This is a genomic window from Rhodopirellula sp. SH410 (assembly GCF_055811895.1).
In genome coordinates this window covers 2436464-2457982 of the sequence record NZ_CM147949.1, presented here as the reverse complement: position 1 = coordinate 2457982, position 21519 = coordinate 2436464, and the positions used below count along the sequence as shown (strand labels likewise).

Below are 21519 nucleotides of genomic sequence, written 5' to 3'. Positions count from 1 at the left end.
TCTCGACGTCGCTTCCGCCTGATCTGTATCTACCTTCTGTTGCTTTCACCGTGGATCGCGTGGGGTGCAATATCGGCGTTGGAAAGCTCTGCGAACTCGCCACTCGATTGGGTCGATACCGATTTTGCACCACGCCGGGACTACGATCGGTTTGTGGAGGATTTTGGTGGCGGGGATGTGGTCGTGATTAGTTGGCCGGGTTGCCGAGTGGACGATCCCCGTCTGGACACATTCACGCACTCGCTTAGGCATTCACCGAGCTTCTTTGACGGCGACGATTGGCTGTTCCATCGCGTGACGTCCGGGCGTGAAGTGCTCCGGCAAATGACATCGCCACCGATGTCGCTGTCGGTTTCCGAGGCCACCCGCAAAATCAGTCGCGCACTTCTCGGCCCGGACGGTCACACCACTGCCGTCGTGATCGGCTTCCATGAACGGGGCCTGCGACAACGCGGACGATTGGTGCCATTGATACGTGCGGCCGCGTGGAAGTACGCGGGTGCAGACTATGCTGCCCAGCACCTCGCCGGACCGATCATCGATGGACATGAAGTCGACCTGGCAAGTCAGACGACGATGAGCCGTTTTGCGCCGCTGTCATCAATCATCGTTTTCTGTGTGTGCTTGCTGTGCCTCGATTCGCTCTACGCAGCGTTGCTCGTTTTCGGCGTCTCGTGCGTTTGCCAAGCAATCGCTTTGGCAGTGATGCACTACTGCGGTGGCACCATGACCGCATTGTTGATTGTGTTGCCTCCGCTCATCCAAGTGCTCGCGATCGCAGGGGGTATTCACCTGATCAACTACTATTTCGACAGTGCCGATGAGTCATCGGACAACGCGATCCGAAACGCACTGCGAATCGGTTGGTTGCCCTGCGTTCTGTCGAGTGCAACGACCGCGATCGGGCTCGGATCGCTAGCCGTCAGTGGTCTGGCGGCGGTCCGCGAATTCGGGATTTTTGCAGCGTTCGGAGTCGTTGCGACGCTCGGCGTCCTGCTGACATTGATACCGGGCATCATCCGTTGGAAACCGATCAAAAAACCGTCGTCCCACAGACGCGAACCCTCCCGTGTCTGGAAAACGCTGCTCGCGATTGAGCAACGACACGCCGGATTGATTTGTGTCGTTGGCGTCGCGACCATGATCGCCCTGGGTCTGGGTGTCGCGAAGTTGCAGGCGTCGGTTCGTATCGAAACACTTTTCGGAAAGGAGTCACGTCTGATCGGGGACTATTCTTGGATGGAAGAAAACGTCGGCCCGTTGGTGCCCATCGAGGTGATCGTTCAGTTCGACGATTTGGATGAGTCTTCTGCGATGGACCGGCTGGGGATGCTCGATCGGGTCAAGTCGAGTTTGGTTGCCGATGCCGAGGTTGAGGCCGTCACGTCGTGCCGCGACTTGATGCCGCCATCACCGTTTCCGCTCGAAGGTGACTTCGCCGAGCAGTATCTTGCCTCGGTGAAAGACGCCGTTGCTGAGGCTGGCTATCTCCAGGAATCGGGCCGCATTCAACGTTGGCGAATGACCGCACACATGAGTGCCCTGGGAGATCACGACTACGGAAAGATTCTCGCCGAGTTACGCAGGGTGGTGGAAGCCGAAGTCGCGCGGTCAGCCCATGCACATCGAGCAACGATCGAACTCTCTGGCCTGATGTCGCTTGTTCACGAAATTCAGCGACAGTTGTTGCACGATTTGTTTGCCAGTTTCCTGTCCGCGTTTGGGCTGATTGCCATCGTGATGACCATCGTGCAAGTCGGATTCGTGCGCGGTGTCGTCGCAATGGTACCGAACGTTTTTCCTTCGCTCGCGTTGTTTGGCATCTTGGGTTGGATGGACTTTCCGATCGACATCGGCTCGATCATGACCGCCAGTGTCGCGATGGGGATCGCCGTCGACGACACGCTTCACTTTCTGAATGACTACAGCCGTCGGATCGATGCAGGCGACACTCGCGAGCAAGCCGTCCTCGCGGCCTATCAACATTGTGGCCGAGCGATGATCCAAACCACCTTAATTTGCGGAGCCGGCCTCGCGATCTTCGCCTTCAGCAGCTTCATGCCGACGGCACGGTTCGCCTGGATGATGGTCGCATTGTTATCAGCCGCCCTGGTCGGTGATCTCATCCTGCTACCGGCGTTGCTGCTCAATCCATTTGCCCGTTTCGATGAGACCGGTGCTGATTCCTTACCAGCACGAGTGGCTACCGCCGGCTCGGAGGCGTCATGTCGGCTTCGAGGCTAAACCGATGAGTCCTCATTGTTGGTCCACACTCCGTCGTCAGTGTCGTCGTATCGTTTCCGAGTTTCCCAGTACAGCGGCTTCATCCTTCGCAATCGCCTCTTTGATAGCGCGGACGTTGTCTACGCTGGTGATTCGGCGCTGCGATCCAAAGGAGATCTCTCCGTGGGCTTGCTCGTCCTTGCCCTGAACGCTGGCGCTGGCATGAATTTCCCGCACACCCGTCAGCTCGACCACCTGCCGCGCATTGTCCGCATTGATACCTGCTCCTGCCAGCACTTTGAGCGAAACCGCGTGCTCGGTTAGCTCACGGATCAACCCGGCTCCCGCCAAGGCCGTTGTCTTTTGTCCCGACGTGAGCACTCGCGTGAATCCAAGATCTTCGAGGTCGCGCAATACTGCGAGCGGGTCCGGCACGAGGTCGAACGCTCGATGATAGGTTGTTTCTAAGGATTCGGCGGCGTCAATCAATCGACGACAGGTTTCATGATCGAGTGTGCGTTGGGCCGTCAATGCTCCGAAGACAACGCCCTGGACGCCGATCGATTTAGCGACTTCGATGTCCCGAAGCATGGTGTCGATGTGATCGTCGTCATACACAAATCCACCATCGTGTGGTCGCACCATCATCATGACAGGCAGTTCCAGTCCGGCGACACATTGTTCGACCAAGCCAAAACTCGGGGTCGTTCCACCGGCGGCCAGCGAGCTGCAGACTTCCAGACGATCTGCTCCGCCAAGCTTCGCAGCCGCCGCAGAGGCGTAGGAATCGATACAGATTTCAAGGAGAACGGACATGGCGATGGGATGGAAGTGTGATGCGGTTGAATCAGCGTGTCGATCTGAGCCGAATGCCGTAAGGCATCGGGTGCCACGCGCCACCCGGCCGCTCACGCGACTCGGCTCATTCATTCTTCGGCCTGCAGCACGAAAGATACCATTGAATCGATCACGAACCGGCGTGTCGATTTTACCCGAATGCCGTCAGGCATCGGGTGCCGCGTGTTACCCGGCCGCTCACGCGACTCGGCTCATTCGTTCTTCGGCCTGCAACACGAACGATACCGTTGAATCGATCACGAACCGGCGTGTCGATTTTACCCGAATGCCGTAAGGCATCGGGTGCCGCGTGTTACCCGGCCGCTCACGCGACTCGGCTCATTCGTTCTTCGACCTGCGACACGAACGATCCCATTGAATCGATCACGAACCGGCGTGTCGCCCTGAGCCGAATCCCGTAAGGCATCGGGTAACACGCGCCACCCGGCCGCTCACGCGACTCGGCTCATTCATTCTTCGGCCTGCAACACGAAAGATACCATTGAATCGATCACGAACCGGCGTGTCGCCCTGAGCCGAATCCCGTAAGGCATCGGGTGCCGCGTGTTACCCGGCCGCTTACGCGACTCGGCTCATTCGTTCTTCGACCTGCGGCACGAAAGATACCATTGAATCGATCACGAACGGGCGTGTCGCCCTGAGCCGAATGCCGTAAGGCATCGGGTAACACGCGCCACCCGGCCGCTCACGCGACTCGGCTCATTCATTCTTCAGCCTGCAGCACGAAAGATACCATTGAATCGATCACGAACGGGCGTGTCGCCCTGAGCCGAATGCCGTAAGGCATCGGGTAACACGCGCCACCCGGCCGCTCACGCGACTCGGCTCATTCGTTCTTCGACCTGCGACACGCAAGATACCATTGAATCGATCGCGAATCGACGTGTCGATCTGACCCGAATGCCGTAAGGCATCGGGTGCCGCGTGTTACCCGGCCGCTTACACGACTCGGCTCATTCGTTCTTCGACCTGCGACACGAACGATCCCATTGAATCGATCGCGAACCGGCGTGTCGATCTGAGCCGAATGCCGTAAGGCATCGGGTAACACGCGCCACCCGGCCGCTCACGCGACTCGGCTCATTCATTCTTCGGCCTGCAACACGAACGATACCATTGAATCGATCACGAACCGGCGTGTTGATCTGCGCCGAATGCCGTAAGGCATCGGGTGCCGCGTGTTACCCGGCCGCTCACGCGACTCGGCTCATTTGTTCTTCGGCCTGCAACACGAAAGATACCATTGAATCGATCACGAACCGGCGTGTCGCCCTGAGCCGAATGCCGTAAGGCATCGGGTGCCGCGTGTTACCCGGCCGCTTACGCGACTCGGCTCATTCGTTCTTCGGCCTGCAGCACGAACGATAACATTGAATCGATCGCGAATCGGCGTGTTGATATCAGACGAATGCCGTAAGGCATCGGGTGCCGCGTGTTACCCGGCCGCTCACGCGACTCGGCTCATTCATTCTTCGGCCTGCAGCACGAAAGATCCCATTGAATCGATCGCGAACCGACACGTCGATCTGAGCCGAATGCCGTAAGGCATCGGGTGCCACGCGCCACCCGGCCGCTCACGCGACTCGGCTCATTCATTCTTCGGCCTGCAACACGAAAGATACCATTGAATCGATCACGAACCGGCGTGTCGCCCTGAGCCGAATGCCGTAAGGCATCGGGTGCCACGCGCCACCCGGCCGCTCACGCGACTCGGCTCATTCATTCTTCGGCCTGCGGCTCGAAAGATTCCATTGAATCGATCACGAACCGGCGTGTCGCCCTGAGCCGAATGCCGTAAGGCATCGGGTGCCACGCGCCACCCGGCCGCTCACGCGACTCGGCTCATTCATTCTTCGGCCTGCGGCTCGAAAGATTCCATTGAATCGATCACGAACCGGCGTGTCGCCCTGAGCCGAATCCCGTAAGGCATCGGGTGCCACGCGCCACCCGGCCGCTCACGCGACTCGGCTCATTCATTCTTCGGCCTGCAGCACGAACGATACCATTGAATCGATCGCGAACCGGCGTGTCGATCTGAGCCGAATGCCGTAAGGCATCGGGTGCCGCGTGTTACCCGGCCGCTCACGCGACTCGGCTCATTCGTTCTTCGGCCTGCAGCACGAAAGATACCATTGAATCGATCGCGAACCGGCGTGTCGATCTGAGCCGAATGCCGTAAGGCATCGGGTAACACGCGCCACCCGGCCGCTTATGCGACTCGGCTCATTTGTTCTTCGGCCTGCAACACGAAAGATCCCATTGAATCGATCGCGAATCGACGTGTCGATCTGAGCCGAATGCCGTAAGGCATCGGGTGCCGCGTGTTACCCGGCCGCTTACGCGACTCGGCTCATTCATTCTTCCACCTGCAGCTCGAAAGATCCCATTGAATCGATCACGAACCGGTGTGTCGATCTGACCCGAATGCCGTAAGGCATCGGGTGCCACGTGTTACCCGGCCGCTCACGCGACTCGGCTCATTCGTTCTTCGGCCTGCAGCACGAACGATCCCATTGAATCGATCGCGAATCGGCACGTTGACTGAGCCGAATGCCGTAAGGCATCGGGTGCCGCGTGCTACCCGATGCCTTACGGCATTCGGCTCATTCATTCAACAGAATCTATTTCGCGGGAACGCGGCTCGGCGCCGTCACCATGTGATTTCCGGTTTGCTGGTCGTAGACGGCATAGTCGAATCCGGGCTGAATGCAGTAGCCACCGACTCGGCCAAGTTTATCGATCGCGATAAAGCCGACCTGGAGTTCTTGCCACTTCGGATTCTTCTCGATGACACGCTCGGTCGCCAGCCGACAGGCTTCTTGCGGCGAGTGACCTTGCCGCATGAGCTCGACGACTAAGAAGCTACCGACCGCTCGAATGACCGCTTCGCCGACACCGGTCGCACTCGCGGCGCCGACCTCGTTGTCCACATAGAGCCCTGCACCAATGATCGGTGAATCACCGACGCGCCCCGGTAGCTTCCACGCCAGACCGCTGGTAGTGCAGGCACCGGACAAGTTCCCGGCTGCGTCAATCGCAACCATTCCGATCGTGTCGTGATTTTCGACATTGATTTCCCAGTGCTTGATAGCCTCGGGATGCTTGGCTTTCCATTTTTCCCACTCGGCCGCGGCTTCGGCGGTGAGGAGTTCCTTTTCCTTCATCCCATTGGCCAGTGCGAATGCCTTCGCCCCTTCACCGACCATCATGACGTGGGGTGTCTTTTCCATCACCATGCGAGCGACCGAAATCGGGTTCTCGATATCTTTCAGATACGCGACCGATCCACAGTCGCCGTTCTCATCCATGATGCACGCGTCAAGAGTGACTTCGCCCGATGCATCGGGAAGGCCACCGAAGCCAACGCTCGACACGTTCGGGTCCGACTCGCTCTCGCGAACCCCGGCTTCGACAGCGTCGAGGGCTCGGCCGCCTTTCGAAAGAATCTCCCAGGCGGCTTCATTGGCCGCGAGGCCATGCCGCCACGTGGAGATCACAACGGGACGATTCATCGTTTGGTTCTCTTCTGCCATGGCAATCAGTCCTCCGGCAGCGACTATCGCAGTCGTTCCCATCAATTGGCGTCTGGAAATCATAAGTGCTCCTTGGCAAGCGGCCACGGTAAACTCAAGCGTGCGGGGACGCATTTTTCAAGCGTAACACGCGGCCAACGCGTTAGCCACTCCGCGGCCATCAGTATACGCGAGGAACGCAGCCACGTGCTCGGCCAGCCTATTTCCGGCTCATCCGACGCAAGGGTGCGTGGGAGTACAGTGGAAGTTTTTTTAAGGATCGCTGCAGTATCCAATCTGTCATCAACGAAGCGTCCCTGCCGAACGAATGTTCGGCAGGGACCGGCAACACCATTGGCGTACCATCGACCGGGACATCCCTTGCCAAGCCCGCACCTCTGCAGAGCTTCGCTCCGTTTTTCCCAGCGGGCCCCGTCAAATTCCCCAGCGGGCCCCGTCGAACGCTGTCCATCCAATCCCACCAATCAATCATGGGATACTTGAGACAGTACTCCCAAACCTCCGACGCATGCTTCCGTCGGATGATCCGTATTTTATCGCGGCTGTTCGGCCTGCACCTATCGCCCAACAGCCAACCGCTCAGCGAAGTTTCGTTGCATCGGCTATCATGTCGAAGTCGTGTGTTCGTGTTGTTAGACGACACGGTAAGGACACCAGGAACAATAAGTGACGGGTTTACCGTAGTGGATCTTGTTAAAGATCCTGTTCTGGATGGATCTTTAACAGACGCGCCCGACAAAAGTCTCATGCTACCGGCTTCTTTCGTGGGCGAGATGCGTTACCTTTTGCTGTATGGATTTAGCTTTTTTCTTCGAGTGGTCGGTTAGTCAGTGAAAACCATCGAACTACCTACGCAGCAAAGACTTTTCGACCCGTTCGAGGGCGTCATCGGCCCCATGGGGCGAAAGATGATTGACAACGGATGGCAGGGCCTCCTTCGCGACGTGCTCTTGGAGCAGATGCCCATCGGCCTCGTCGGTGAGCATCTCAGTGACGATCAAGGACGACCAACCTTTGAGTTGCACGCGATCATCGCGCTCCTTTGGATCCGTGACTTTCAAGGTTGGACTGTCCCCCAGGCCCACGAAGCACTGCTGTTCCGAACCGACATCCAGTACGCACTGAACTTGGAGCCAAGCACCGAAGTCACTCAGCGAACCATTGAACGCTACATCGCTCGAATGCAAAGCAACGAGAAGATCAGTGAGGAGATCTTCGCAGGCGTTACCGACACCCTGCTGCAAAGCATGGAAGTCAAAGTCAAAAAGCAGCGTCTCGATTCCACCCATGTGCTCAGCGACATGGCTACCCTGGGACGCGCCCAAATGATCGGCGTGGCCCTGCGGCGGTTCTTCAAGAAAGTCGAAAAGCACGACGCTCAGTCTGGTTCGGCTAGGCTGATCGACCGATTTGACGACGAGCTTTTGGCCCGCTACCGCAAGCAATCCGACAGCCGAATCTTTGGCGACGCACGCACTACCGAACAGCGGAAAATTGCGTTGCAGCAAGCCGCCGAAGACCTCTGCTTAATCCTCAATGAATTAACCGAAACCAAGCCGATCTGCGACTGGGACTCCTTCAAACAACTGCAAACGATCTTTAACCAGCAGTGCGAACTTCGGGAAGAATTCGTCGAAGTTCGCAAGAAAACCGGCGGCCATGTGATCGTCAATCCGTCGGATCCCGACGCGACCTACAGCGGTCACAAAGGAGCCGGATACCAGGTTCAAATCGCCGAGACGTTCAACGAAGACGGCGAGCCGAACTTGATTACTTCGGCCAAAGTCGAAACCGCTGCGGACAACGACGCCGATGCGGTCTCGCCGGTGTTGGAGGACTTGAAAAAGCGGGACGCCATGCCAGACGAACTGCTGGCTGATACCGCTTACGGTGGCGACGCCAACGTCGAGTCGGCTAAGCAAGAAGGCGTCGAATTGGTCGCTCCGGTGCCAGGCTCGAAGAAGTACGATGCTGATGAAATCGGCTACGACCAATTCAAGCTCAACTGCGCCGGTGAACTGGAGTCTTGCCCGGCTGGTCACGCTCCCGAGTCGACCAACTACAACGCCAAAGGCGACTACACTTTCGCACAGATGGATCCCGAGAAGTGCCAGCACTGCCCGCTGCTTGCACACTGCCGCGTTCAACGCAATCGGGACACCGAGCAGCCGACCGGCCGCATTCAATTTACCGGCAGTGCGGTTCGAGCCGACGCGCGTCGTCGCCACGAGCAGAGCGACGAGTTCCGCGATAGGTACCGTTGGCGGTCGGGTATCGAAGGGACCAACGGTTGCCTCAAGCGAATGATGGGCTTGGGTCGGCTCCGCGTTCGCGGCCACAATGCGGTGAAGCTTTCGATCCTACTGAAGCTGGCCGGTTGGAATCTGCTTCGAGCGGTGGCAATGCGCCGCCAGCGAAAGAATTCGCTCCAATTGGCCATTAACTAGGAAAAACAGGGGCAATAGGCGACTAGGACGACGGTTCATGTAGAGCCTGCGACTCCTCGACAGTCAAACCAGGGCCTCCAGAGACCCCCGGCTAAAAACTTTTGCACCACCAAAAAAAGTCGCCCGCAGCAAAGCTACCTAATGTCGGTTGCGTCTTAACAAGATCCACTACGCCAGTTATTGATCCCGTGCCGCTAACCGTGTGCTCATGCCCGGCGCACCGTTGAGGTTGATACCAATGCTTCTTTTGGGATGAGTCATGACTCGCATCTTAATGCTCCTCTTTGTCGTCGGTTCGGTCGCCGCCCACGCGGCGTCTCCCAATCTGCTGATCATTCAAACCGACGAGCACAATTTCCGCACGCTCGGATGCTATCGAGAAACCTTGCCCAAGGACCAAGCATTGATTTGGGGTGAGGATGCAATTGTCGAGACGCCCGCGATCGACTCCATTGCGGCACGCGGCGTCATCTGCACCTCATTTTACGCCACCAGCCCCGTCTGCACGCCCTCACGGGCCGCCTTTTTTTCCGGTCGCTATCCTCAGAACACGGGCAGCTATCAGAATGATCGACCGCTCAACAATGACGTGGTGACGTTTGCAGAGGTGCTCCGCCGCGATGGATACGCAACCGGCTATGCAGGCAAGTGGCACTTGGACGGGCCCGGCAAACCGCAATGGGCACCCCAACGCCAATTTGGGTTTTCGGATAATCGATACATGTTCAATCGCGGGCATTGGAAGAAGTTTGAGTTGACTGCGGATGGCCCTCGTGTTGCTGCAACGAATCTAAAAGGACAACCCAACTACAACTTGGATGGTGCGGACGAGAAAACGTTTTCAACCGATTGGTTGGCCGACCGGGCGATGGACTTCATTCGCGAACACGCCGATGAACCGTTTTGCTACCACCTGAGCCTGCCTGACCCTCACGGACCCAACACGGTTCGTGCACCCTACGACGAGATGTATATGGATCGAGCGATCCGTGCGCCGATGACATTCTCGATGTCGAAACAGAATCCAAAATGGGCCGCTGCCAGTGGCAACAATAATGTCGGCAGCATGGCACGATACTTCGGCATGGTTCGCCTGATCGATGACAATGTTGCAGAAATCCTAGCGACCCTGACCGAGCTCAACCTAATCGATCGCACGATTATCGTGTTCACCTCGGACCATGGCGATTTGTGTTACGAGCATGGACGGCTGAACAAAGGAAACGCGTTCGAGGGCAGTGCCAAAGTTCCGATGATCATTGCCGCGCCCGGGATCATCCCCGCGGGAACTCAGGTCGATCAGGCACTTGGTACCGTCGACTTCACACCGACGATCCTCTCGCTGCTCGGCAAGACGGCGCCCGAGGAGGTCGAGGGCCGCGATGCATCGGGCCTGCTGACGGGGAAGCCCAGTTCGGAGTGGGACGACGTCACGTTTCTGCGTTCAGCGTCGAACTCGCGGGGCTGGGTGGCGGCAGTCACCGACCGATACAAACTGGTCGTCTCAGTGGCCGACGTGCCATGGCTGTTTGATTTGCAAACGGATCCAGACGAACTGAAAAACCACTGCGAATCCAGCGAGAACCTCGCCGTGGTCGCGAGGCTTGCTAAAGCGATGCTGAAATACGGGGAGGACTCCCAAGACCCACAGCTGTCGGGAGGTCCCTTGGTTGAGCAATTGAACTCGCTCGCAGGACGCTAACACTTCACGCTGGCCAGGCGACGAAGACACGCTCAAGCGTGCCCAGCCTCCTCTCCTGGGACGATCCAAACGGCCCGCCAGGCTGAGTGTGATTTCACCCGGCCGTGTTTTCGTTCAGCTCGACGCCGCTGCCGAAGATCTGCGACAATGTGATCTGGCCGGTATCATCAACGACGACTCCCGTTGCGATGTCTTCGGCCAGGAGCGCGGCCCCGTCGAGATCCGCATAATCGAGCAAAGGCAGTAACTGTGCCGCGCCGGAGATGCCGACGGAGCTTTCCACCATGCAGCCAACCATTGTCTGCATGCCCAGCTCACGGGACTTGCGCAGCATTCGGAGCCCTGGGGTCAAACCACCGCACTTGCAGAGTTTGACGTTGACGCCGTGGAACAGTCCCGCACACTTGGCGACGTCCGTCTCGACCAGGCAATTTTCGTCGGCGATGATCGGGAGTGCCGATTCCTGAAATACCCGCCGATGTTGCGACTCCGGTGACTCCGCTGGGAGAGGTTGTTCAATGAACTCAACTCCGAGGTCCTTCAAAATATGCGAGTTGGAAATGGTTTCGTCCACTGTCCAGCCACAATTGGCATCCACACGCAAGATCGCGGTTGTCGTTTCCCTCAATGCACGAATGATTTCGACATCGTGCTTGGAACCGAGTTTGATTTTGTAAATCCGCCAGTTGGGTCGAGACTCCAGCTTGGCGATCATCTTCTCGGGCGAGTCGATGCCGATCGTGTAGCTCGAGTCGGGGACTTCATTCCAATCCAGTCCCAGCGTTTCGTGCGTTCGCTGCCCGTTGAGTTTGCCGAAGAGATCGTAGGCGGCCAAGTCGATGGCCGATAACGCGAAGAAATCGGTTTGCAGCGCCGGTTGCAACAGATGCCACAACTGTTCTGGCGTGCCGAAACGGAATGTTTCGACGGCGTCGCGGCACGCCATGATGGATGCCGACATGGTATCCAGAGTGTGACCGTAATAGGAATTGGCCGTCACTTCACCAAAACCACGCTGGCCCTCATGTTCCAATTCAACGACCAGTGATGGCTGCGTGCAAATGGACCCGCGCGAGATTGTGAACTCGAATTCCAGCGGCAGCTGGTATCGGTGCAATCGCAATTTCATGAGAACAGCTCCCTGCCCAAGCGTTCGACGGCATCGGCCAAGGGCGCAGCTCCGTCGCGATAGACGTCGCAAACCGGGAGCCCGAACTCTGCTGAGACTCGGTCCCGTTCGTCCGCAGCTTCATCGGCCGACAACTTGCGTCCATTCATCGCGATCCCGATGACTTTACAGGGGTGACGCAGCGATCCGGCCATTTCATAGGCCTCAATCAATCGCTTCGTCGACAGCAGCGGTACATTCTCGAGCCCCTTGACCTCTTCGCGGGCAGCTTCGTAGCAGTAGATCAGACCGTGCGGAGCCGACCCATGCAGCAGACCCAACGTGACGGCGGAAAAACTCGGGTGCGAAATGCAGCCCTGACCCTCGATCAGTAATACATCATGCTGTTCGTTTCGACGCACCAATGCTTCAGCCGAACCGCTAATGAAGTCTGCGACAACGCAGTCGATCGGCACACCTTCGCCTGAGATCATGATGCCCGTTTGTCCGGTCGCCAGAAATTGCGCATCGCGATCTCGCCGAATCAACTCCCGTTGAATTTCCAGCGTCGTCACCATTTTTCCTACGCTGCAATCTTGGCCGACGGTGTGAATTCGCAAGCAGCCCTCGCGAAACGGAGCCGCAGTCGCCGTGGCCTTCTCCGTATTTCGCCTAACATCAATCAACTGGCTACCCGATGCGGCGGCGAGCGCGACAAGCTCCGGGTCGTCGCCCAGAAAATCGTGCAATCCAGAGACAACATCGATCCCACGCTCGATCGCTTGCTTGAGTAGGGGACGCCAAGTCTTGGGGAGCTTTCCACCGGGCGGCGCGATCCCGATGAAAATCGAGTCCGCCTCAGGAACGATGGAGTCGACGATCGGAATTCCCTCGCCCGTCCCAAACACTTCGCTAGCGTCCTGGCCGGCGAGTTCCACGTCCAGCACGGCGGCGACGTCCTTGCCACGGTAACGCAACAGGCTGATTGCCGTCTTGGCAAGAAACGGAGTCGAGTGTCCGTCCGTCAGTAACACGATGTGCCGATAGTTTTTGAGATTTTCAGTAGGAGTCATATTTTCTGAGTCGCAATCAGATCGTTGCAGGGGAGAAGTGAGGAAAGGGGGGGGCGCGTAAGAACCGAGTGGTTGAGCAAGTTGCTTCGGCCCTAGCGGGCTGTTGATTGAGTGAGCCATGACGCACAACCGGTCGGGTGCCACGCGGTACCCGAGGCCTCCCGGCATTCGGTCACCATCGCCGACTGAAACTCGATCCCATCAACAGCCCGCCCGCCATGGGTTCATTGGGGGAAGACTGGTCATTGGGAGAAATTGGTCATTGGGGGGAATTGGGGATCGCCGACAACCGGCGGACGCGGTGTGTTTCGCTGTCACCGATCAGCAGGGAACCATCGCTGTCGACAAACACTCCGTGCGGTCGGGCCAGACGACATCGCAGCGGGTTCGCTCCTTCGGGGCCGTCTCCCCGAACACCGTCCCCGACCAACAGGTCGATGTTGCCTGTTGTGATGTTGATCATTCGAATCGAGTGGGACTCGGTATCCGCCAGATAGATGTTGCCAGCCGAATCCAGACTAATGCACTTGGGGCCTGATAGGGTGGCGTCGAGCGCGGGTCCGCCGTTGCCCGTGAATCCCGACTTGCCCGTGCCGGCAATTCGCTCGAGCGTGTTCGCTTTGGGATCGAGCATCAGAACGGCATTGCCTTCACGAAGTGCTAAGTAGCACTTGCCATCGCGGCCAAAGGTCATCGCTCGTGGTCCGTTGAGGGAAGCACCCTTGATCGACGTCCCATCGACCGACGTCTCTTTCCGGCCGTCGCCGGACCACGTGTGGATCAATCCCGTCGACATATCGATCCGTCGAATACGGTGATTCCCGATATCGCAGACATAGAGATCACCGTGGGCATCAAAGGCCAGGCTATGAGGCCGGTTGAACCGGGCTTCGGTGGCCGGCCCTCCATCGCCCCGAAAGCCGCTCGAACCGTCGCCGGCGATGGTCGTGATGACGCCTGTTGCGGCATCGATGCGGCGGACACAGTGGTTTCCCAGCTCCACGGTAAACAGGTTTCCCGCTCGGTCCCACGCCAATTCGTAGGGCTGGTTCAGCGACGCCTGCGTGGCCGCACCGCCATCGCCGTCGTATCCTTGATGTTGTCCCGCGAAGGTTTCGATCGTGCCGTCGGCAAGGATCCGCCGGATGCGATGATTGTCAACGTCGCAGAGATAGATCAATTGATCAGGCCCCCGCGCCACCGCAAACACATTGTTCAGCTGAGCTTGGTTCGCAGGACCACCGTCTCCGGAAAACCCCTTCACGCCGGTGCCGGCAATTGTTTCGATCGTGGCAGCCTGGACAGCGCAGCCTAGACATAGGGAAAAGAGGACGACGACAAATTTCATTTGAACTTTCCTGGGAGTGACCGATCTCGCAATGCTCAGCGACGGCACGTCGGGCGCCGTCAACCTGCACTGCTGCGTCGAGTGCCGCCATCGCGGGGGCGTGAAGATTATCTAAGGATTCAGATTGTAAGCGGATTTACTCGATGGCGGACTCAGCCACCCCGACGAATTCGATAATCTCGCAGCTGACCCCGACTTTGCCGATACCAACGCGGATGTTGCCGGTTGGATTCGCCAGCCGAACGGGGCCGCAGCTGTCGCAGCCCTGTGCACGTGAAGCGGCCGTGTGACATCATGAACGAGGGCGAGTGACTGCGCCCTCGGATCGATGCGCCAACGGTGTCGCAACCATCGCCCCGTCGGTGTCCCATACCGGGGCAAAAAAGTTGCCTCGCCCGCAGAATCGGTGGATCGACGAGGGATTTAACCGTAAAAATGGGCAGCCGCATAAGTGCTTGCGAGGAATTTCGTTCTTTGCAGCGTCAAATGCTGGGCTTTGCGTTTTACCTGACCACCTCTCAGATGATAGAATAGCGGCATGTCAAATCCAATGAATCTTGATCGGCGTCGTTTCGTCATTCAGTCCGTTGCCGGGTCCCTCGCCCTGCCATGGTTGCCCTCCCTGATGGCCAATTCGGTCGGTGGTCACTCGGCTGTTCAGGCCACTCGCGGCGCAGGCGTCGGTGCGCGGCGTTTCGTCGCGATCGGCAACCTGCTCGGCTTTCAGCAGAAGCATTTCTTCCCGGAAACCACGGGGCGAGAATTTGAAGAGACCACACTGCTGAAGCCGCTTGCGGCCAACCGCGACCAGGTCACGATCTATCGTGGACTCGACCATGGACTGCGAGGCGGGCACTTCGCCGTGCACACGTTCCTCTCGGGTGTCCTGCACCACGAATCGAAAAACCGACGCGACGGCAACGTCACCATCGACCAGTTCATCGCCGATGAAGTCGGCAATCAAACGCGGTTCCCATCGCTGACCGTGGGCTCCGAAGGAGGCATCCATGGAGGCTGCCAAATGTCGTGGACCAAGTCGGGCGTCCGCGTACCGCCCATCACGGGTCCCGCAGAATTGTTCGACCGACTCTTTGTAACCGAGTCGGTCGAACGCCAAGCCCAACAGGTCAAGGACAACTCTCTGCAAGCTTCGGTTCTTGATTCGATGCTGGAGGAAGCCGGTTCGCTTGCCAAACGCGTCAATCGCGAAGACGAAGCCAAATTAGACGAGTATTTCAGCTCGATTCGTGATGTGGAAAAACGGCTTCAGGTCCGCCAGCGATGGGCCCATCAACCCAAACCGGAACCACCTTTCGAAAAACCTGCCAACACCAACACGGTCGATGACCTGCCGATGCTCTATGAGTTGATCGCTCTGGCATTGCAAACGGATTCGACGAGGGTCGCCACCCTCGAAATCGGCGGTAGCTTCTTGCCCCAGAACCTCGGAATTGACAAGTCCTATCACAGCCTCTCGCATCACGGAAATGATGAGGAGGTCGTCGCGAATCTGATTACTCTCGAGTCGTATCAGTTGGAACATTTTGGAAATTTCCTAACACGTCTTGCCGGGATCCAAGATGGCGAGCAAACGCTACTCGACTCCAGCACCGTGCTCTTTGGCAGCGGCATGGGCAACGGTAGCTCGCACACCAACAGTGACTTGCCCATCATCGTGGGCGGTGGCGGTTACGGTCGCGGTGAGTTCAAGAACGTCGCTTCGAAAGCCTCCGGCAGCGTCCCACTATGCAACCTGTTCGTGGACATCGCTCAACGGATGGGCGTCGAGAAGGATTCATTCGGAACCAGTACCGGTACGTTCTCATAGCCACGATCACCACGCCTCCCTGTAGGACCTCCCCTTTGAAAGCGTTTCTAGTTGGACTCGGTTTTCGCGCAGTGGACGCGGTGACGTGTCCCCTCAACGCGTTGGAACGCTTCGAAATCGTGGCCGCGCCCACGACGATCAACCCAAGAATTCGATCGAGGGGCAATTCGAATTTCCACGCGATGAGTCCCACCGGTGCCGTCCCGCTCACCGCTTGGTTTTTTGGCATTTGCCTGTGGGCAGCGTCGACGGTCGCCGCGGCGGACGTTGATCCTCAGCAAGAATCAATGGTCCCTGACTTCGTCGGAAAGTATTGCATCGAGTGCCATAGCACGGACACGGCCGAAGGCGAGCGCGAGTTCGAATCGTTTTCACTGCCCATTGCAGCGGAGCAACAGCTCATCACGGCCGATGAAATGATCGACCAGGTGACGCTCAAACTGATGCCGCCGGAGGATGCCGATCAGCCGACCGGCGACGAGCGTGTGGCGTTCGTCAGCGAGCTACGAAACCAGATCGAACTGGCCAGCGACGCGTTGGAGAGTTCGGGTGGCCGCACGGTGATGCGGCGGCTGTCCAACCGCGAATATGAAAATACCCTGGCCACCCTCTTCGGCCGCCGCGTCGATACGCTGGGGCTGACGGCGGATTTCCCCAAGGACAACACCAGCCATCACATGGACACGATCGGTGAGTCCCTGGTGACCTCGGGCTTCCTGCTGGACCAATACTTCCAAGCGGCCTCGCGGCTGGTCGAGGCGCGTCTGGGGAAACCTGCGATGGAGCCAAAATCATGGCATTTCACCGACAATTTCCAGCAGTACGAAGAATTGACGGGCGCTCACAGAACAGTCTTTAAATTTAAGTTTCTCTGTCTCTACGAGCAACCCAACACGGATACGCGGCAAGGCGGTTACGGACACATTGAGGATTTTCTGGAGGGCGTGCCGGAATCGGGACTCTACGATATTGAAGTCCATGCCCAAGCGATGAACCGCGACACGCATTACGACCCGAAGATCTTTCGCATTGATTTTTCCGAGCCCTTTCAGCTTGCCGTCGTTCCCGGCGACGCGACCAAGGGGCACATCCACTACCCGCAAGCGATCGAACCCATCCTAGGGAGCGTCATCGTCCCCGATGACCAGCCCGAATGGCTGAGCTTCCGCGTGTGGTTGGAGGTTGGCCAGACACCTCGATTCATTTTCCCCAACGGTCCCTACGAGTCGCGGGCTTCGGTGATCGAGACCAACAAGAAATACAAAGATGAATTCGAGAACCCCAAGGTCGGCGTCAGCCGTACTTCGCTGCTTCGCGAAGGGTCACTGCCCTATATCAAGATCGGAGAAATAAAAGTTCGCGGTCCCTTGGTCGAACCCAACGGAGGCCAAGAGGAAGTTGCCGTTTTTGGCGCCGAGGGTTTTCAGGCGGATCGTGCACTCGAGCAGCTTTATTCCTTTGGCCAAAGAGCTTTCCGGCGCCCCCTCGATGACTCCGATCGCGCACGGATCGCGGCGATCTATCAAACGCGATTATCCGAAAAAGCCACGCCGCGCCAGGCCGCCTTGGATGCGCTGAAAATGATGCTGTGCTCTCCTTCGTTCCTTTACTTGAGCGAGATCACGCCCGAAGATGAACGCGAGCTCTCACCCTTCGATCTTGCGTCGCGACTGTCGTATGCCCTGTGGGCGGCGCCACCGGACGAGATCCTGTTCGACGCTGCCGAGTCCGGTCGCTTGACCGACCCGGACGAATTGATGACGCAGATTGGTCGGCTACTCGCCGATGATCGCTCGAGCGAATTCGTCAACGGCTTCCTCGATAGCTGGCTGAACCTGCGAGACATTGGCAATTTGCCGCCGCCCCGGAAAGCGGCGTCGGAGTACTATGCCGAAAATTTGCCGGAGTCGATGAAGGAGGAAGCACGTCTGTTCTTTCGGAATCTGCTTGAAGAAGACGGATCGGTGACGAACTTTTTAGACGCCGACTACACCTACGTCGATAAGAAATTGGCCAAGCTCTATCGCTTGCCCGAGCAAGACAGCCTGCGTTTGGCCGATGGGTTCCAACGGGTCAGCCTGGCTGGAAACGACCAACGTGGCGGGCTACTGGGCATGGCCGGTGTGTTGACCGTCAGCGCCAATGGCGTCGATACGTCACCGGTAACGCGTGGTGTGTGGGTGCTGGAGAACATTCTCGGAATCACTCCTCCCCCGCCGCCTGACGAGGTACCCGCCCTGGACAGTAACGTGAGCGGCGCCAAGACGATCCGAGAAAAATTAGAAAAGCACCGTGAGGACAAAACATGCGCCGTTTGTCACCGGAACATTGACCCACTCGGTTTCGCACTCGAAACGTTTGATCCCATCGGTCGCTGGCGGACGAAATACCCCAAACCGAAATTCAAAAACGTAGCGCCCCCGGTCGATCCCTCAGGCAGTCTCCCCTCCGGCGAAACGTTTCACGACTTCCCGGACTTCAAAGCCGTGCTTTTAGAAAGCCGTCGTGACGTGTTCGCTCGCAGTTTGATCGAGAAGCTCCTCACGTACACGACCGGACGACACATGGACCCGCTCGATCAGAAAGAGATCGACAGCATTCTGGAACGAGTCAAAGCCGATGACTACGGACTGCAAACAATGGTGACCGAAGTCCTGACGAGCGAGATCTTTCGATCACGGTGAGCGGGTGAGGTCTGGCGAGCGGGCAAGCTCGCCTTGATTTCCGTTGAGGTCACTGGGGAAGTCGTCCTATCGCTTCGCTTGCTCGTCGAGCAACTTGGTGTCGACCAACCAATCGCACATGCGTTGTGGCCAATCACCCGCCGCGGTGGTCGAGTCGGCGTGGAACCCGAAACCGTGGCGGGCATTGCTGTAGACATGCATTTCGCATGGCACGTTGGCGGCTTTGTACTGCAAGTACACCTGGGCCATCCCAATCGAGATGTCGTCACGGTCGTGAAAGCCAAACGCGATGAACGCCGGCGGCATGCCAGGCTGTACCGTGAACGTGCTCGATTTGCCAGGGTAGATTAGCCCCTGGAAGTCCGGTCGACTGCTGACCCGTTCGATCGGATCGTCGCTCTGTGGGTCTCCGTCTTCTGGATTCATGGCTGAATACGCAGCCAGCTCGCCACCGGCGGAGAAGCCCACGATGCCAATTCGAGCCGGATCGATCTTCCAAGCCTTGGCATGGGCCCGCACCATGCGAAGGGCACGCCGCGTGTCATCCATCGCATCACCTTCCAACGTGTAAGGCGAACCAGGTTCGCGGCAGAGTCGATACCGCAGTACGAAAGCGGCAATGCCATGGTCCGCAAACCACTGCCCCAGCGAATCTCCTTCGTGCCCCAGACAGAGCTTTTGATGGCCGCCACCAGGGGCGATCAAAACGGCTGTGCCCGTGGACTGTCCATCGGCGGGAAAGTAAGGCGTGATCGATGGATGATGCACATTGGTCAGGTTGGTACCCTCCCACTTTTCCGGTTCATCCATACGCTCGACGGACCCTGGGGCACCATCCACCCAGAGTGGAATTTGGGTGGAGGAATCCGCCGCCGATGAATGGACGGCACTGACAACCGATAAACTCAGGACCAAGCAAAACGAGAGGAAACGTGTCATGTTGAACACTGTGTGGGGATGGAATTTCCTGCCCATTGTAGCCGCTGGCAGTAGCGCCAGTAACGGTCACCATGCCGCTCCAGAGTTCCAGCCTCATCCGACGGCAGGGTGCGCGGGAGTCCAGTGGAAGTCTTTTGAAGGCATCGCTCCAGTATCCAAACTGTTTTCAAAGAAGCCTCCCTGCCCGGCTTGTCCGTCAAGAACGCTCGTTTTGAAATTGGCATCGTCGCAATCGAACCGAATGCTCATCTGGCCAGCTTGTCTAGCCGGAAGATAAGGAAAAAGAGAGATCAGGAGATTAGGGACAGGCAATAAATAGTTGCCTTCGGTCGTGGCTTGCGTACCATTACCGATGGTTTCGCTGCTCAAAACCGTGACGCTGATGTAGTTGATAAAGATGCGATCCCCTCGCACTTGCAACCAATCCTCACACGTATGGAGCTTGGGTACCCATGCCTGGCGCGACGTCGTGAGCCGATTTGGGCGGGTGTTCAAGCGAGCAGCGGGTAGCCCCGCACACCTCGCCGAGGAAGCCGGCCGTCGCGGTCAAGGTTGGCTCTGCGCCCGTAATACCCCACTCGGGATATCTTCGGCCTGACCGTCTTCGGAAAACCTTCCACTTTGATTCCCTCCGGGGTCGCTGCTGCGCCGATATCGGAGAATCGGATCAGAATCAGCCAGATGCTCGGTGGCAGCATTCTGCGAGGACCGGATCGTAGTTAAATCGGCCGAAATACAAGCCGCAGGCCTGGCTGAAAAGTGGGTGGCTGAAAAGTGGGTGGCCCGAATGGCTTGGCCCGAATGGCATTTTCCGAATGGCATTTTCCGAATGGCACTTTTTTTAATCTGATGAGTTTTTTTTGCCCCAAATACCCTGCACCTTTTCGATTTCCGTCAATTTCTCTCCTATGTTCACGAATTGTTTCCCGTTTTCTATAACGACGTCGCGCCAATTGCCATCGATTCGGACTGAAAACCTTTTTCCAGGACCAAATCGCTGATCGTATTCTCCATCCATGTTACCGTCCATATAATGCGTTGCATCGACATCTGGACCAGTTACATAGACAGAAGAATCCAACGTTCCATTTCCATCCAAATCGTTCACCACGACATGACGTCCATTGAGTCCATAAACAGAAACGGAATCCGGCGAGCCATTTGCATCTTCGTCTAGGACGCAGACGAGAGGAAAATTCTCACCGAGTCGAGGGTAGAAAAATGCATTGCATCCGTACTTCTTGGCGGCTGAGAGAATGACCATATCGCCGACTACAGTAGAGTCTGCTGAATCAACCCATTCCGGTACTAAATGTTTAAGCTTTGCGGGAATCATAATACTTATTCTCGCATCTGTCAGATCGTTTTTCTTGACAGTATAAGCCAACCAACGAGCGGTACCGATACCTAAAACGAACGATGCCAAACTGATCAGAATCCACGACAAATTTCGAGGTCTCCGTTTTTGTTCTTCGCTAGAATCATCTTCGTTTATGTTAATAGTGAAGCTCCTTTATCGATGAATACAAAATGCGATAAATCTTTGCGTTTACCCAGCGATTCCCGGTGAAGCAGAAAACGCTGTGTTTTACGGGTCCAAACTTATCTAGCGTCGCGCGATGTTTTGCCCCCCTCACCAAGCCGCAAGTCGTTTTGTGTCAACGACTTACGTTTTTTAGTGCCCTCAGTTTGCTGGAAACGCCTGGAGTTTTACGCCTTTTTCCCTGGGCGGATAGATCTATATGACAATTGCCGGGATTACGGGAACCCATCGCG

The 21519-nt window shown here is 57.4% G+C and carries 13 protein-coding genes; 5 read left to right on the top strand and 8 right to left on the bottom strand.

What is annotated here, in order from left to right; all coding sequences use genetic code 11:
- The first annotated feature begins 78 nt into the window (after positions 1-78).
- Positions 79-2244, top strand: a complete 2166-nt coding sequence (locus SH410x_RS09120) for an efflux RND transporter permease subunit (protein WP_473676196.1) — start codon at positions 79-81, stop codon at positions 2242-2244.
- A gap of 36 nt (positions 2245-2280) precedes the next feature.
- On the opposite strand, the gene SH410x_RS09115 is transcribed toward SH410x_RS09120, so the two are convergent.
- Entirely contained in the window at positions 2281-3039 is a 759-nt protein-coding gene (locus SH410x_RS09115) for a copper homeostasis protein CutC (protein WP_473676195.1), read from the bottom strand.
- Between the two features lie 2663 nt (positions 3040-5702).
- Entirely contained in the window at positions 5703-6677 is a 975-nt protein-coding gene (locus tag SH410x_RS09110; RefSeq protein WP_473676194.1) for a glycosylasparaginase, read from the bottom strand.
- 767 nt (positions 6678-7444) lie between these two features.
- Here SH410x_RS09110 and SH410x_RS09105 point away from each other — a divergent pair.
- Positions 7445-9061, top strand: coding sequence for a transposase (locus tag SH410x_RS09105; RefSeq protein WP_473669436.1), 1617 nt, complete (start codon positions 7445-7447; stop codon positions 9059-9061).
- Positions 9062-9320: 259 nt separating this feature from the next.
- Positions 9321-10763, top strand: coding sequence for a sulfatase family protein (locus SH410x_RS09100; RefSeq protein ID WP_473676193.1), 1443 nt, complete (start codon positions 9321-9323; stop codon positions 10761-10763).
- Between the two features lie 94 nt (positions 10764-10857).
- Here the strand turns inward: SH410x_RS09100 and SH410x_RS09095 are convergent, their stop codons facing one another.
- From SH410x_RS09095 to SH410x_RS09085, 3 genes are all read right to left on the bottom strand, one after another.
- The gene (locus SH410x_RS09095) at positions 10858-11892 is read right to left on the bottom strand and encodes a dipeptide epimerase (protein WP_473676192.1); all 1035 of its coding nucleotides are present in this window, start codon (positions 11890-11892) and stop codon (positions 10858-10860) included.
- Positions 11889-12944 carry an N-acetyltransferase DgcN family protein gene (locus tag SH410x_RS09090; protein WP_473676191.1) on the bottom strand — a complete coding sequence of 352 codons (1056 nt, stop codon included), beginning with the start codon at positions 12942-12944 and terminating at the stop codon, positions 11889-11891. Before SH410x_RS09090 ends, SH410x_RS09095 begins: the two co-directional genes overlap by 4 nt.
- A gap of 259 nt (positions 12945-13203) precedes the next feature.
- Positions 13204-14292 carry an NHL repeat-containing protein gene (locus SH410x_RS09085; RefSeq protein WP_473676190.1) on the bottom strand — a complete coding sequence of 363 codons (1089 nt, stop codon included), beginning with the start codon at positions 14290-14292 and terminating at the stop codon, positions 13204-13206.
- 538 nt (positions 14293-14830) lie between these two features.
- On the opposite strand from SH410x_RS09085, the gene SH410x_RS09080 reads away from it, so the two are divergent.
- Entirely contained in the window at positions 14831-16120 is a 1290-nt protein-coding gene (locus tag SH410x_RS09080) for a DUF1552 domain-containing protein (protein WP_473676189.1), read from the top strand.
- A gap of 182 nt (positions 16121-16302) precedes the next feature.
- Positions 16303-18804, top strand: coding sequence for a DUF1592 domain-containing protein (locus SH410x_RS09075; RefSeq protein WP_473676188.1), 2502 nt, complete (start codon positions 16303-16305; stop codon positions 18802-18804).
- Between the two features lie 66 nt (positions 18805-18870).
- Here SH410x_RS09075 and SH410x_RS09070 read toward each other — a convergent pair whose 3' ends face one another.
- The 3 genes from SH410x_RS09070 to SH410x_RS09060 form a co-directional block, all read right to left on the bottom strand.
- Complete coding sequence (locus tag SH410x_RS09070) at positions 18871-19743, bottom strand: alpha/beta hydrolase (RefSeq protein WP_473676187.1); 873 nt, start codon at positions 19741-19743, stop codon at positions 18871-18873.
- Between the two features lie 93 nt (positions 19744-19836).
- The gene (locus tag SH410x_RS09065; RefSeq protein WP_473676186.1) at positions 19837-20238 is read right to left on the bottom strand and encodes a hypothetical protein; all 402 of its coding nucleotides are present in this window, start codon (positions 20236-20238) and stop codon (positions 19837-19839) included.
- Positions 20239-20584: 346 nt separating this feature from the next.
- Complete coding sequence (locus SH410x_RS09060) at positions 20585-21169, bottom strand: hypothetical protein (RefSeq protein ID WP_473676185.1); 585 nt, start codon at positions 21167-21169, stop codon at positions 20585-20587.
- Positions 21170-21519 lie beyond the last annotated feature (350 nt).

Bases quoted from the DNA above. Each gene is read 5' to 3' on its own strand.
- SH410x_RS09115 (WP_473676195.1), bottom strand. From the start codon at position 3,039: ATGTCCGTTCTCCTTGAAATCTGTATCGATTCCTACGCCTCTGCGGCG.
- SH410x_RS09110 (WP_473676194.1), bottom strand. From the start codon at position 6,677: ATGATTTCCAGACGCCAATTGATGGGAACGACTGCGATAGTCGCTGCC.
- SH410x_RS09100 (WP_473676193.1), top strand. From the start codon at position 9,321: ATGACTCGCATCTTAATGCTCCTCTTTGTCGTCGGTTCGGTCGCCGCC.
- SH410x_RS09095 (WP_473676192.1), bottom strand. From the start codon at position 11,892: ATGAAATTGCGATTGCACCGATACCAGCTGCCGCTGGAATTCGAGTTC.
- SH410x_RS09090 (WP_473676191.1), bottom strand. From the start codon at position 12,944: ATGACTCCTACTGAAAATCTCAAAAACTATCGGCACATCGTGTTACTG.
- SH410x_RS09085 (WP_473676190.1), bottom strand. From the start codon at position 14,292: ATGAAATTTGTCGTCGTCCTCTTTTCCCTATGTCTAGGCTGCGCTGTC.
- SH410x_RS09080 (WP_473676189.1), top strand. From the start codon at position 14,831: ATGTCAAATCCAATGAATCTTGATCGGCGTCGTTTCGTCATTCAGTCC.
- SH410x_RS09075 (WP_473676188.1), top strand. From the start codon at position 16,303: ATGAGTCCCACCGGTGCCGTCCCGCTCACCGCTTGGTTTTTTGGCATT.
- SH410x_RS09070 (WP_473676187.1), bottom strand. From the start codon at position 19,743: ATGACACGTTTCCTCTCGTTTTGCTTGGTCCTGAGTTTATCGGTTGTC.